This is a genomic window from Akkermansia muciniphila (assembly GCF_018709685.1).
Lineage (GTDB): Bacteria > Verrucomicrobiota > Verrucomicrobiia > Verrucomicrobiales > Akkermansiaceae > Akkermansia > Akkermansia muciniphila_E.
Window position 1 is genome coordinate 86,661 of record NZ_JABDHQ010000009.1, and the last position, 13,650, is coordinate 100,310.

The window sequence follows — 13,650 nt, forward strand, 5'->3', positions numbered from 1 at the left end:
CCATCATGAACAAACTGCATATCCCCCCGCTGGACGAACAGGCCGCCAAAGCCGCCCTGGAGCATCAGAAAATACTGGCCAAGCCCCCGCTCGCCCTGGGGAAACTGGAACCCGTGGCCATCCAGATTGCCGCTATGACCGGCAATCCCGCGCCGCGCCTGAAGGACAAGGCCGTGGTCCTCTTCGCCGCGGACCACCACATTGCCGACCACGGCCTCAGCCTGACGTCCACGGACGTCACCTACATCCAGACCCGCAACTTCCTTCAAGGCGGCGGCACCATCAACGCCTTTACGCGCAACGCAGGAGCCCGCCTCTCCGTGGTGGACGTGGGCGTGAACTACGACTTCGGCGACCTTCCGGGGCTGGTTAAAAGAAAAGTCATGCACGGCGCCAACGACTTCAGCAGGGGACCGGCCATGACGCGGGAACAGGCGCTGGAATGCCTGCAAGTAGGCATCGACATGGCCCGGGAGGAAAAAGCCAAAGGGCTGGACATCGTGGCCGCCGGAGAAATGGGCATCGGCAATACGACGCCCTCCTCCGCCATCGTGGCCGTGCTCACGGGCACCCCGGTGGAAACCGTGACGGGACGCGGCTCCGGCGTCAAGGGGGAAGTCATCCGTAAAAAAATAGAACTCATCGAACAGGGAATAGCCCTGAACAAGCCCGACCCTTCCGACGCCATCGACGTGCTGGCGAAGATAGGAGGGCCGGAAATAGGGGCCATGGCCGGGCTGATGCTGGGGGCGGCCTCCCTGCGCGTCCCCATCGTCATTGACGGCTTCATCGCCGGGGCGGCGGCGGCCATCGCCCAGGGCATACGCCCGGAAGCGGCGCAGTACTTCATCGGCTCCCACAACTCCGCGGAACCGGGCCACAAGCTCATCATGGACCACATCGGCGTCACCATGTACATGGACCTGGGCCTGTGCCTGGGAGAAGGCACGGGGGCGGCCCTGTTCTTTCCGCTGCTGGACGCCGCCACGCGCGTACTCTCTGAAATGAAAACCCTGCCTGAACTGGACATCACCGTTCCGCGCTGAATCCCCTCTTTCCCTGCACCATGGCCGTCATCACCACCATCCGCTCCGCCTTCGGCTTCCTGACCCGGCTGCCCGTAGGGCCGTGGCCGCTGCAAAACGACCTGAACGGCATCTCCGCATGGCTTCCGCTGGTCGGCATCGTCGTGGGAGGGCTGGCCGGGGGCCTCACCTGGGGGGCCGCCCTGCTCTTCCCCCCGCTGGTCTGCGGGGTCATCGGCTGCGCCTGTTGGGTGGCCCTCACGGGCGGACTTCATCTGGACGGAGTGGCGGACTGCGGGGATGGGCTGCCTGTGGAAGTGCCCCGGGAGCGCAGGCTGGAAATCATGAAAGACTCTCGACTGGGCACCTTCGGCGGCACAGCCCTGTTCTTCAACCTGGCCTTCAAGGGCGCCGCGCTCGCGGCTTTGGCGGCCAGTGGTTCATGGGAGCTGCTGCTCACCGCGTGCGCGCTGGCCGGGTTGCTGGCCCGCAGCCAGATCTTCATCGCCATGCGCTTTCCGGGCGCGCGCCCCGGCGGCATGGGGGAAGCCTTCAAGCAGGGGACGCTCCCCGTTCATGCCCTGGCAGCCGCCGCCGTCACCCTGGCGGCCTGCGTGCTGGCAGGGTGGCACGGGCTGTACGCCCTGCTCGCCGCCCTGGTCGGTTCCACGGCGTTACTCCTGTATGCCCGCCGCCGCCTGGGCGGCGTCACCGGGGACGTCTTCGGCTGCACCGTGGAATGCACGGAATGGATCGTCCTGCTCACCTTCTGCACCTTATGAAAATTCCGCAAAAATGCCGCGTTCCCGGCCTCAACATCGGCTGCACCTCCTTCATCATCCCGGACTACTACGTCCCCGCCATCAGGGAATGCGTCCATTACGCGGATGACATCGCCCTGCTCCTGCTGGAAGCCGGCGACCGCGGGGAGGGACTTATCACCCCCGCGGAAATACGGGAACTGGCCGCCATCGCCGCGGACGCGGGAGTCAAGTGGAACGTCCACCTGCCCACGGACGGAGGCTTCGCCACGGAGGAATCAGGCCGACGCTACACGGAAAACATCATCCGCGCCATTGACCTCACCCGGGAGCTGGAGCCGCACACCTGGGTCATGCACGTGGTTACGGACCACATTCCCGGTCCGGACATGCGCCCCCATCTTACGGAGCGGGAAATGGAACGCATCCTCCGCAGCCTGGAGCAAATCACGCCCCATTTGCCCGCGCCGGAATGCCTGGCCCTGGAAAACCTGGAACGCCACCCGGCCGACTATCTGGACAAGCTGGTCTCCGCCACGCCCCATTCCCGCTGCTTTGACATAGGCCATGTCTGGAAGGAAGGCCTGAGGCCGGAAAAACTGTTGCCGCTCTGGCTGCCGGACATACGCATGTGCCACCTGCACGGACTGGAAAAACGGGACCACAAATCCCTGCACCACATGCCCGCCGCCACGCTGGATGCCATCCTGCACCCCATGTGGGACATCCGGTTCTCCCCCACCATCACCCTGGAAGTCTTCAGCCTGGACGACTTCCTGAACTCCCACCAGGCCATGCTGGAATCCCATGAACGCTACATCTCCAAACACTGACGCCAACACCGCACGCATGACGCTCGTCCTGGGCGGCATCAGAAGCGGCAAAAGCCAATACGCCGAACAAATAGCCGCCGGGTTCGGGGAAAAAATCCTGTACGTGGCCACGGCGGAGGTGTGGCCCGGAGCCGGCTCCCTGGAATACCGCGTGCGCAAGCACCGGGAACGGCGCCCAGCAAGCTGGCTTACGCTGGAATCCCCCCGCCATGTGGCCGCCGCCGTGCGGGAATCCGGCCTGCTGGACCAGGTGGACGGCGTCATTCTGGAATGCGTCACCCTGCTTGCCTCCAACACCCTGTACGCCCAGAAGGACCCCACGGACTACGAACCGTTCCAGAGAGCGCTGATTGAGGAAATAGAGGCCCTGAAAGAACTCATTTCCCGCTCTCCCGCGCCCTGGGTGCTCGTCTCCTCTGAAACCGGCATGGGCATCAGCCAGGCGGACGCGGAAACGCGCCATTACTGCGACGGGCTGGGAATCGCCAACCAGCTGCTTGCCAAAAGCGCGGACGAAGTTTACTTCATGGTGGCAGGACTTCCCCTGGCCGTGAAAAAACGTTAGGGCGTCGGGAGACCAGCTTTTTCCATGCTTCCTGCGGTAAAAGGGGCCAGAAAATAATAGTTTGGCATTCAAGACCATGCGCATTTCCACCTCAAGAAATGCGCCGGGGATTGACCGTGCCGTCCCCCTGTGGTAAGTTGGCCGGGCCTTCATGATTTACGGGAGGCGCTTCCGGGAAGCCCGTGGTACGGGCAGGAAATAGATGGGGAATCCGGTGTGAATCCGGAGCGGTACCGCCACTGTATATTGCACGGCCTAAAAACCTGCAATGAGCCAGATCGCCAGCCTCGAAGTATTTTATGAACCGCCGGCGAGTATTCCGGCATTCAGACCATACACATGTATTCATCCAATACGCTCCGCTTGAACGGAGCAGACTATGATGGTCCGGCCTCCTTGCAGTCCGGAATGTTCAACACTCCTGAAAAAACACCGTGCCACGCCAGACACCGGATGCAGGCAGTCGCTATGACCCTGGCCTGTCTCGGCATGCTGGGAACGGTGCATGCCCAGGATACTCCCAAGGAAGACCTGACCGGCGTTTATGACGCCACTGTAGCCAGAACCGCCTCAGACGCGGACCTGGGAACGGTCTCCGCCACCTTCAACGTGACAGGTTCCAGCAATGTGCGCGGAATCTGGGGAAAGGCTGGCACCCTCAGCATTGATACCGTTGCCGGGGATGCCGAATTCAACGTCTCCTCCACGCGAAACAACGCCTTCGGCATTGATACCTCCTCCGGAGTGAATCTGGACATCGGCACCCTGGCAGGAACCTTCAACATCTCCGCAGCAAACACGAATGCCACGGGCATCCGGAGCTACGGCAAGATACTTTCCATCGGAACCATCACGGCAAATGCCCTCATCTTCATCACGGCCAATTTCTCCTCCAACGGCATCTATGCCTATCAGGGGCGCCTGGACATCGGCACGATGGCGGGCAACATCTCCGTGGAGCTGGGCACCGGAAACTATGCCCGGGGCCTGTATGCCTACGGTAATACCATGGACTACCAGGGCCCGCGCTACAAGGACGTCAACATCGGCACCTTCTCCGCCACCGGCAGCATTTCCGCGGCGACGACCGGCGGCTACGGCGCCAGAGGCATTCAGTCCAACTACGGGCAGGTGAACATCTCCCGGCTGGACGGTCAAATCACGGCAACCTCCGGTTCCAGTGATACAAGCGGGGACTTTTCCGCCATCGGCATTGAAGCCCGGGAAAACATCACGCTGGGCGACATGGGAGCAACAGGAAGCATTACCGCCACTACCAACGGCATGGATGCCTACGGCCTCTTTGCCGGAGAAGAAGGGGGTTACCAGACTCATTCCAACATCACCCTCGGCCATGTGGACGGCACCATCCGGGCGGAAGCCATGACCGGAACGGCCGCCGGAGCACGTTCCACCGGCTCCCTGTCCGTGGGAGACATCAGAGGGACCATCTCCGCCTCCTCCACGGGAATTGCGGAAGCCTACGGGCTGCTGGCGGAATTCTCCCTGGCCACAGGAATGATTAATGGAACCGTCAGCGCGACGACTGCCGGGAACACAGCGGCAGCCCTGATGGGTGGCGCCGGCATTACGACGCTCATCGGTTCCACCGGCGTCATTGAAGCAACGGCAACGGGAGAGGGAGCAACGGCCTATGCCCTGTACAGCGGCTCCACGACGGGCTCCGGCTTCTATACGGAAAACACGGCGGACAACATCACCGTCCATGCCGGAGCTTCCATCACCGGCAGCTGGGAACTGGGCGGCTCCGGCGCGGAAGGCTCCGCGGACACCATCACACTGCTGTCCGGCACGGAAGCCAATCCGGGACTGTTTGACTACACGGTGCAGACGACCATCAACACCAACAAGTCCGACACGGCCACCCACCATTCCTCCGTCACGCTCAACGTGGGCAGTGCGGACAACAAGGCCAACTGGACCATCTCCACAGAAAAAGCCGCAGGCCTGTTCAACCGGGTCAACGTGGGCTACGGCTCCGCCGTCACCCTGACGGGCAATTCCCAGATTCTCCGTGACGGGGCCGTCATGAACAACATGGGCACCCTGTCCGGCAACGGCACGCTCACCATTGCGGAAGGCATGACGCTGCTCAACGGCACGCTGGTGCAGAACGCGGCGGGAACCGCCCTGGAAGTGGGCTTTGACAGCCTGAACGTGAATCTGGACCTGGCGCAAAACGCTACGGTAGGCGCCACGGTGCTCAACACCACGAACTCCGCCTGGGTCGTCACGCTGGACCAGATCAAGGACGGCATCACCGCCATGTACGGAACTAGGGTGGACAACTTCCATCTGGAAAACTACCGCATGAGCTACCGCCTGCAGGGACAGGTATTCCTGGGTGAAGGCGCTCCCATCGTCGTCAAACCCGGAGAAAGCATCTACGTGGGTGAAGGGTCCAAGGTCATCATCGGGGAAAACCTGCCTGAGCACGGCATCGTGCTGGAAGGAGGGGAGGCGGACTTGAGCCAGTCGGACGCCGTCATTTCCTCCGGCGCTGTCAGCGGCGCTTCCGGCCAACTGACGCTGGCGGCCAAGGATGAAAAGGAACAGACACTCAACTGGGAACAATCCGGCACGGTGGGCTACAACGCCTCCGCCGCCGACGGAGGCGCCTTCGCGAACCTCAACGTCACGGCACAGGATGTAAAGCTCGTCGCCAAGGGTTCCTATGCGGCGGAAAACGTCGTCATCAGCAACAACGCCACCCTCGTTCTGGACGGCAGCGACGCCAGCCTGGGCGTAGAAGGCGGGAGCATCCGCCTGGGTGAAGCCTTCGCTCATCCGGACAATCCGGGACATCTGGTGCTGAACGGCTCCACCGTTCTGTCCGGCGTGGAAACCAACAGCGGCTCTACCGTCTCCGGTTCCGGCACCTTCAAGGGGGAGGCTACCTATTACGGCAGTGAAATCGTGATCGGCTCCGGCTCCTCCGCAGGCTACCACAACTATGAAGGCGGCCTGAATGCGTGGGGAGGAGTGCAGGAACTCACGTTCATCGTGAACGGCACGACCGCGGCTGACGCTACCAACGGGGGGTGGGACACCTACTCCCAGATGAACGTCTCTTCCTCCTATTATGTGGATGGGGCGCACGTCAATGTGGTCATCGGCGACAACCTGCTCTTCAGCAAGGAACAAAGCTTCGCCCTGTCCCTGGTCAACCTGGACCCGGACACCGTCATTGATCCGGACGGTTCCCTGTGGGACCTGACCAGCATCGCCCCCACGCTGAAAGGCCGCACGGACCTGGTCACGGATACCAGCTTCACGGTTTCCGGCGACGGGCTGCACCTGATCTTCAACGGCAAGGTCAACATCAACGCCGTGAAAGCCCTGCGCGGAGAAGAAGCCTCCCGCATTGCCAACACGCTGTGGTCCTCCGTCCGGGTGGTGGACAGCTTCGCCCATACGGCAGCCTCCCAACTGGACTTCCGCGGACCGGGCAAGAGAAACCTCTGGTTCTCCGGACTGGGAGACTTCATGAACGTCTCCTCCGTGTCCGGAGCTTCCGGCTTTGACTACAAGGGCGGCGGCTACGCCGTGGGCGTGGATTATGCCTGGACGAAGAACTGGACATCCGGCGCGGCCTTTGGCCAGACCTTCGGCTCCTTCCACTCTGCGGACAAGCAGTTCAAGGCGGACCAGGACGGTCTGATGCTGGCGCTCTACCAGCGTTACCACCGCGGCCTGCGCAGCGGAAACAGCCTGGACATTGACGGCTACTTCACCTATGGCAACATGGACAACGATGCGGACGGCACGCTGGGCGGCAGCCCCACCACCGCCTCCTGGAACGATGACGTGTACGGCTTCGGCCTGAAGGGAACCTGGAATATCCGCCTGGGTAATACGGATGTGCTGAAACCCTTCGCAGGCATCGAATTCCTGCACGGCTCCCAGGATTCCTTCGGAGAACATTCCGGTTCCGGCGCCGCCTGGTACCAGGATGGTTCCGTGCAAAACTGGAGCATCCCCGCCGGCGTCACCTGGCAGAAGCAGATCGCCGTCGGCAAGGGCCAGTACCTGCTGCCGCAGGTAACGGTAGCCTACGCCGGAGACGTCTCCCGCCGCAACGCTTCCGTGAAAACGGATGCCTTCGGCACGCCCTTCCGGGTAGACGGCGTCCATCCGGGACGCCACGCCCTGATTGTCCATGCGGGGCTGAACTGGATCATCTCCAGCGTCTGGAGCGCCGGAGCCTTCTATCATCTGGAACAGAGGGAACACATGACCAACCAGAGCGTTAACGCCACCGTGCGCTACTCGTTCTAAATGTTCTTCCCATTCGGAAACATTCCGGAGGGAATCCACTGCGGATTCCCTCCGTTTTTTTGCGAGGCCCTTATATTTCACAGTAAATTCTTGACTCCATGGCCCTCTTGACGCTTAATTCCACCACTTCACGTGCCGTCGTGGCGGAATGGTAGACGCGCTCGACTCAAAATCGAGTTCCAAAAGAGTGTGGGTTCGAGTCCCACCGGCGGTACCAATAAATAAACCCTGAAAGCATTAAGCTTTCAGGGTTTTCTTTTATCAGTTAATAGCTCTCGGCTAAGAAGTAGAAAACTGAATACAATAATTTCCAGAAGACACACTCGTGTGTCTACATAGATATAATTTCTGAAACTTTTTTTGGAGCACTATATCTATAAATAAAATCATCAGTAATTACATACTTTATATTAAAAATTATTCTACTGTAATTTTCCAATATTCGCCCTCGCGATGTAATTTTACATGCAATAAATGAACCAGTCTTTCTGCTTCTCTGCAAAAATCTCTTACAATATCGTCATGGGATTCCCCTTGTTGAAGATGCCACCAATGATATTCCATTTCCGGAATCAACCCAAATTCATCCACCCCTGTATAGTCCCCAAGTAAATCTGATAAATGCTGAAGCATGTCTTTTTCAGATTCTACTCCTCCTTTCAAACCACAAACAACATCTTGAAGACATCCAAGACAATAAAGCCTAACGGCATCCTTGCCTTTTGGCGGAATTATTCTGGCAGCTGAGGCAAATACCCGGAGATCGTCCTTCAACTCAAAATAATTAATTGAAGGCTCTCCAAAATGCGAACTCAGCAAAAGGAGGGCTTCGTCCATTTCTTCGCCCTGGGAATTATGTAAAGAATCAATTGCCCATTTCACATAATCATTTAAATCTTCCAAAAAGACTCCTTCAAAGGCCAGTACCTGCTTGCTTGTGGGCCGTGCAAGGAGAGCTTCAACCATGTTTTTTTCAATCTTTACCGTCATTTAAATACTCCCTTTATAGATGCAGCTATTCTTCATTATTGTTTCTCCAGTCATTTAATGTAAACCAGTATCTGATATGATGCTCAAAGTCAACTCTTGTAACATGGGAAGCTACACATTAGCCCCCCGGGCAAGTAATCACTTGTTCGGAGTGAAGAAAGGCTCTGAATTTTGATCTCAATTGGGGATACTTTTAAGTTAATTCCCAGAGGAATAGGAACAGCCAAATAACGTCAGTTCAGAAATGTGACTTTACCAGTGGAATTGGACAAGCGGTCTTACCCAGCACTAACTAGCAGTGCTCTTTCCGGAATACAGCCGGAAAGAGCATACAATAATAACTATCAATGAAGAACAGGATAAGGAAATGTTACTTCATAATAATTAATAAGTTTTCCATTTTCATTGAATTTGAATTCAAGAAATTTTAGCTATTCATCATCAGGAATTTCCTCATGCGGAAATGGATAGACTGTCCGTAAATTGCCTGAAAAACTCCATTGCCGCCGCTCCGGGAATGGTAAACTCCGGATAGTCCGCACTGGTGAATAATTTGCGGGCCCCGCGGGGATTGACAGCCTCCACAGTTAGAACAACCTTCTCAATCGCTTCAACGGCTTCCGCCCTATTCTCCGTGGAGGATTGGGCGGCAACCGGGGCCAGCCGCGCCCAGGCCTGAATGGCTTTCCATTCATCAGACAGGACGGTAAGGATCGCTACTACCCCGGAGAAAGCCTCCAGCTGCTCCGCAGATAAATCGCGGGCCCTGTAGCGCTGGTTCTGAATAAATCCTGATTCATCCGGAAAAATGGCGGTCAATATGAATTCTCCCCACTTGCCGGGTTTTGGAAAATAGAATTGAAGCTCCTTCATCATTGTAATATTTCCCTGTTAAGGCTTGCGTCCGGATTGGCTCCATGACGGCCGCCCTGGGCAGACAATCCCGGGGCGGCCGCTTTAAAAGTCTGCGTCACCAGCGCATATTCATCGGAAACCTCCACAGCATCCGTAGGTGCCACAAAAATATATTGGCCGGGATTTCCGGCCTCCAGAAGGGTCAGGGTGGAGGCGTCACCAAGGACTGCCTGGACAGTGCATGCTGCCGTACATGTCAACGCATAGGATGCGCCCGGTATAGTATTTACTTTCATCACGCAGATTTAGTAACGGAAAAAAGCGCAAGTCATCCATGTTAATACGTGCAAGTTCCCTGCCTGGAAAACGGAGAAGGCACAGGCCCCGGCCCGGGGAACCGGCATCAAAAATGACACCACTGATAAGAACAACGTATAAACTTGTTTATTTTAAATATTTTATAAAACAATCTCAACCACTCGCCACATATTGAAAAATAATCATAACTAATTGATGATGAATTAGATTGAACATACCAACAATCCCAACTCCGGCATCGAAAAAGACCAGGAGTATAAAATTCACCATATATTACAGAATGCAAGTCACTTACTTCTCCAATAACATTTATATGAAAATTGACCACGGTCCGGTCCCCTACAATTGGCTCGAATTTCCGCAGGCCAATACGTATATACAAGAATATGACCTCGTTGCCCGCATCTTCATTGGTTGAAACCGTAGCCAATAAAATCAAACAGATGATTCTCAGCGGCAGCCTGGTCAACATTCTCCCCGGGGAAAGGGAACTTGGTAACAGGTTGTCCGTGGGGAGAGAAACCGTAAGAAAGGCCCTGGCCCTTCTGGAGCGGGATGCCTGGATCGCCCCAGCGCGCATCAAGGTGCCGCGGCGCATCCTGAAAACCACGGAAGAAGGGGCGGACTGGAATGTTCCCGCCCATCCTGTTCAGGAGAAAAGGGGCATCATCGGATTCCTGACGCCCCAGCCCCTTAAAAGGCTGGCGCAAAGCGTGCTGGCGGAAATTTATACTATCTCCAAGATTCTGGAGGAAGACGGCATCAGCGTCCGCATCTTTGAAGCTCCCTGGATTTTAGGCAACAACCCGGACAAACGGCTCGCCAAGCTGGTGACCAAATCCGAATGCGTCTGCTGGATACTCCACCGCTCCTCGGAACAAACACAGCTCTGGTTCAAGACGCACAGCATCCCCTGCATCGTACGCGGCACTTCCTACCAGAGCAGCAACCTGCCCTATCTGGACCGTCACTGGGCTGCCACCACGCACCATGCGGCGCAGCACCTCTGGAACAAAGGCCACCGGACGGTCGGCCTTTGCCTGCCTCCGGATCCGCTGAAAGGCCATCAACTGATGCAGAAAGGCTTTTTCAGCTTTACGGCACAGGGCTGGAATCCCGTGCTGATCCCCACCCCGTTTGAAACGCCTCTTTTCTTTGAATACCTCGCCAAGGCATTCAGGGAACATCCGGACATGTCCGCCCTGGTAGCCACACGTGGCAACCAGATTGTCCCCCTCCTTTCCTGGGTTGAAGCCCGCTCCCTGAGCATCCCGAACCAGCTCAGCCTCGTAAGCCTGACGTATGAGCCCTTCATGGAGCGCCTGCTCCCCCCGATCACCTATTATGAGGAAAACCAGACTAAAACGGTCCACAAGCTCATCCGGATGCTCCGCGCCCTGACCTCCGGCAAAAGCATCAAGAGCATTTCCGTCATTCCGGAAATCTACCCGGGACAGTCCGTCTCCGTGCGCCATCCCTCCCCCTCCGCTTAATGCGTTTTCAGGAAGGGCCCCCGGAACATGAAAATGCCGCAAAAAGGGAAAACGGGGGAACAAACGGAAAACGGCAGGAAAAAAGATAAACTTCCTCTCCGGAGAACGTATGAGGAATACCTGAATCATTAATCCACCGCCCTCTCTCCGTCCATGCGCACCTTCATCTTCTTTCTGCTGGCGCTCCTGGCGCCTTCCCTCCACGCAAAAGAAATCAACGTCATCCTCATTGGCGGACAATCAAACGCCACAGGCCAGGGTTATGTCAAAAACCTCCCGGCCTGCTTTAAAACGGATGAACGCGTTCTCCTGTATTATTCCAGATACCTGAAAGGAACGAAACCTGCCGAACAGCTCATTCCCTTGAGCCCGGCATCCGAATCCCCCGACCGCTTTGGCGTGGAATTAAGCCTGGGAACGGCGTTGCAGAAAAAATTTCCTCAGAAGAAATGGGCCATCATCAAGCATGCCTTGAGCGGAAGCAACCTTTTCTGCCAGTGGAACCCCGGAAAGACTCCGCAGGACAAGCCGGGGGAAGAATACGTCAAATTTCTCCGCACCGTCCGCAACGGCCTGGAAACTCTGAAAAAACAGGGCCATACCCCCGTCCTGAAAGCCATGGCATGGCAACAGGGGGAAGGAGATGCCAGGGACATCGCGGGAAAAGAGAATTCCCGAGCCTACGGCAAAAACCTGAACCACCTGATTAACCGCATCAGGACGGATCTGAATGCGCCTGACCTGGTATTCGTTTACGGCAGCGTTCTTCCCGTGCCCATTCCGGCCCGCTTTCCAGACAGGGACGGGGTGCGCCAGGGGCAAAAAAATGTAGCGGAACACGCCCGTACCCCGCTTTCCGTCAGCAATGCCGTCTACGTCCCTGCGGATGACCTCCAGCTGCGCAGCATGGATTTCCACACACCTTATCCCACAGATACCCTGCATCTGGGCACGCACGGAATCCTGACCCTGGGGGAACGCTTTGCCGCCGCCATGGAAAAGGCATGGAGGCAAAAACCCTGATATCCGCGCTCCGGCCTTCCGGACTGGGGACGCCGCCCGGAAGGCCAATAATGTTTGACATCCCTCCGGGCTGCGGATAGGGTCAACTCTGATTTCATCCCCGTTCCGCCCGCACCGCGGAACGGGGCGCGGCAGAACACTCTCTCATCCATCATTACCCATGAACCCACTGAAAGGAGCATGCATCATCGGGCAATCCGGCGGTCCCACTGCCGTTATTAACGCCAGTGCGCTGGGGGCCATCCAAACGGCCCTGCAATGCGAACCGGTCACCCGCGTGCTGGGAGCTGCCAACGGAATTGAGGGGGTGCTTCAGGAACGCCTGTTTGACATGGCCCGGGAAGACCCGGAGGAACTTGAGCTGCTTAAGTACACGCCAGCCTCCGCCCTGGGCTCCTGCCGCTACAGGATGGCTGACCCGGCCGTGGATGATACGGATTACCGCCGCCTGCTGGAAGTGTTCCGGAAATACGGCGTACGTTACTTTTTTTACAACGGCGGCAATGATTCCATGGATACCTGCAACAAGATATCCAAATTCATGCAGCAGTCCGGTTATGAATGCCGCGTGATTGGAATCCCCAAAACCATTGACAATGATCTTTACGGCACGGACCACTGTCCCGGCTTCGGCTCCGCCGCCAAATTCATCGCCACCTCCTGCATGGAGGTGCACCAGGACCTCCGCGTGTATGACAAGGGACGCGTCACCATCGTGGAAATCATGGGCCGCCATGCCGGCTGGCTGGCCGGTTCCGCCGCGCTCGCCACTTATGCAGGCGCCGGGCCGGACCTCGTTTACCTGCCGGAAGTACCCTTCCGCATGGAGGAATTCTGGGAAGACGTGGACCGTATTTACAAGAGGAAAGGAAGTTGCATGGTTGCCGTCTCGGAAGGGGTGCAGTATGCGGACGGCCGCTTTGTGGCGGAATCCGGAGACCGGGACGTCTTCGGCCATACGCAGCTGGGCGGCCTGGGAGCCATGCTTGCGGAATCCGTCAAGCGCCAGACCGGAGCCAAGGTCAGGAGCATAGAACTCTCCCTGCTGCAGCGCTGCGCCTCCCACGTCGCTTCCCGGACAGATATTGATGAAGCGTACATGGCCGGTAAAGCCGCCGTGGAAGCCGCCATCTCCGGAGAGACGGACAAGATGGTCGCCTTTGAACGGAACACGGAAAACGGCCAGTATTCCTGCAGGACCAAACTGACCAGCCTGACGGACGTTGCCAACGTGGAAAAACTCGTTCCCCGTGAATGGATCAATGCCCGCGGCAATGGCGTGGAACAGCCGTTCATTGACTACGTGCTGCCGCTGATCCAGGGAGAAACCGCCATGCAGAAGGAATGTTCCCTCCCCCGCTTCGCCAGGCTCAAAAAAGTGCTGGCGGAACCGGAACAGGCCTAACCTTTTCCTTGGGAAAGCAGGCGCCCGGCTTTCCGCATATCCCGGCGCTTCAACCATGAGGCGCGGCAAGTTTCATTCCGCCT

At 57.6% G+C, this 13,650-nt stretch carries 10 protein-coding genes, 1 tRNA gene and 1 riboswitch; of the genes, 9 read left to right on the forward strand and 2 right to left on the reverse strand.

The window, feature by feature from the left end; translation table 11 throughout:
* The first annotated feature begins 5 nt into the window (after positions 1 to 5).
* From cobT to HHJ06_RS07560, 6 genes are all read left to right on the forward strand, one after another.
* A complete protein-coding gene (cobT, locus tag HHJ06_RS07535; protein ID WP_215428735.1) occupies positions 6 to 1,046 on the forward strand; it encodes a nicotinate-nucleotide--dimethylbenzimidazole phosphoribosyltransferase in 1,041 nt (346 codons plus the stop codon).
* Between the two features lie 20 nt (positions 1,047 to 1,066).
* Complete coding sequence (gene cobS, locus HHJ06_RS07540; RefSeq protein WP_215428736.1) at positions 1,067 to 1,807, forward strand: adenosylcobinamide-GDP ribazoletransferase; 741 nt, start codon at positions 1,067 to 1,069, stop codon at positions 1,805 to 1,807.
* A complete protein-coding gene (gene cbiR, locus HHJ06_RS07545; RefSeq protein WP_215428737.1) occupies positions 1,804 to 2,619 on the forward strand; it encodes a cobamide remodeling phosphodiesterase CbiR in 816 nt (271 codons plus the stop codon). Before cobS ends, cbiR begins: the two co-directional genes overlap by 4 nt.
* A complete protein-coding gene (locus HHJ06_RS07550) occupies positions 2,594 to 3,184 on the forward strand; it encodes a bifunctional adenosylcobinamide kinase/adenosylcobinamide-phosphate guanylyltransferase (protein ID WP_215428738.1) in 591 nt (196 codons plus the stop codon). The genes cbiR and HHJ06_RS07550 overlap by 26 nt, the downstream gene beginning before the upstream one ends.
* A gap of 146 nt (positions 3,185 to 3,330) precedes the next feature.
* Positions 3,331 to 3,488, forward strand: a riboswitch (cobalamin riboswitch).
* A 149-nt stretch (positions 3,489 to 3,637) separates the two neighbouring features.
* A complete protein-coding gene (locus tag HHJ06_RS07555) occupies positions 3,638 to 7,483 on the forward strand; it encodes an autotransporter outer membrane beta-barrel domain-containing protein (RefSeq protein ID WP_215428739.1) in 3,846 nt (1,281 codons plus the stop codon).
* Between the two features lie 134 nt (positions 7,484 to 7,617).
* Positions 7,618 to 7,700 (forward strand) — tRNA-Leu (locus tag HHJ06_RS07560).
* A 200-nt stretch (positions 7,701 to 7,900) separates the two neighbouring features.
* Here HHJ06_RS07560 and HHJ06_RS07565 read toward each other — a convergent pair.
* Positions 7,901 to 8,473, reverse strand: a complete 573-nt coding sequence (locus HHJ06_RS07565) for a hypothetical protein (protein WP_215428740.1) — start codon at positions 8,471 to 8,473, stop codon at positions 7,901 to 7,903.
* A gap of 453 nt (positions 8,474 to 8,926) precedes the next feature.
* A complete protein-coding gene (locus HHJ06_RS07570; RefSeq protein ID WP_215428741.1) occupies positions 8,927 to 9,292 on the reverse strand; it encodes a hypothetical protein in 366 nt (121 codons plus the stop codon).
* A gap of 740 nt (positions 9,293 to 10,032) precedes the next feature.
* On the opposite strand from HHJ06_RS07570, the gene HHJ06_RS07575 reads away from it, so the two are divergent.
* The 3 genes from HHJ06_RS07575 to HHJ06_RS07585 all read left to right on the forward strand — a co-directional run bounded on the left by HHJ06_RS07575 (position 10,033) and on the right by HHJ06_RS07585 (position 13,567).
* Positions 10,033 to 11,139: a substrate-binding domain-containing protein gene (locus tag HHJ06_RS07575; protein ID WP_215428742.1), complete on the forward strand. Its 1,107-nt coding sequence runs from the start codon at positions 10,033 to 10,035 to the stop codon at positions 11,137 to 11,139.
* A gap of 153 nt (positions 11,140 to 11,292) precedes the next feature.
* Entirely contained in the window at positions 11,293 to 12,162 is an 870-nt protein-coding gene (locus tag HHJ06_RS07580; protein WP_215428743.1) for a sialate O-acetylesterase, read from the forward strand.
* 160 nt (positions 12,163 to 12,322) lie between these two features.
* Complete coding sequence (locus tag HHJ06_RS07585; protein WP_215428744.1) at positions 12,323 to 13,567, forward strand: 6-phosphofructokinase; 1,245 nt, start codon at positions 12,323 to 12,325, stop codon at positions 13,565 to 13,567.
* Positions 13,568 to 13,650 lie beyond the last annotated feature (83 nt).

Bases quoted from the DNA above. Each gene is read 5' to 3' on its own strand.
- cobT (WP_215428735.1), top strand. From the start codon at position 6: ATGAACAAACTGCATATCCCCCCGCTGGACGAACAGGCCGCCAAAGCC.
- cobS (WP_215428736.1), top strand. From the start codon at position 1,067: ATGGCCGTCATCACCACCATCCGCTCCGCCTTCGGCTTCCTGACCCGG.
- cbiR (WP_215428737.1), top strand. From the start codon at position 1,804: ATGAAAATTCCGCAAAAATGCCGCGTTCCCGGCCTCAACATCGGCTGC.
- HHJ06_RS07550 (WP_215428738.1), top strand. From the start codon at position 2,594: ATGAACGCTACATCTCCAAACACTGACGCCAACACCGCACGCATGACG.
- HHJ06_RS07555 (WP_215428739.1), top strand. From the start codon at position 3,638: ATGCAGGCAGTCGCTATGACCCTGGCCTGTCTCGGCATGCTGGGAACG.
- HHJ06_RS07565 (WP_215428740.1), bottom strand. From the start codon at position 8,473: ATGACGGTAAAGATTGAAAAAAACATGGTTGAAGCTCTCCTTGCACGG.
- HHJ06_RS07575 (WP_215428742.1), top strand. From the start codon at position 10,033: ATGACCTCGTTGCCCGCATCTTCATTGGTTGAAACCGTAGCCAATAAA.
- HHJ06_RS07580 (WP_215428743.1), top strand. From the start codon at position 11,293: ATGCGCACCTTCATCTTCTTTCTGCTGGCGCTCCTGGCGCCTTCCCTC.
- HHJ06_RS07585 (WP_215428744.1), top strand. From the start codon at position 12,323: ATGAACCCACTGAAAGGAGCATGCATCATCGGGCAATCCGGCGGTCCC.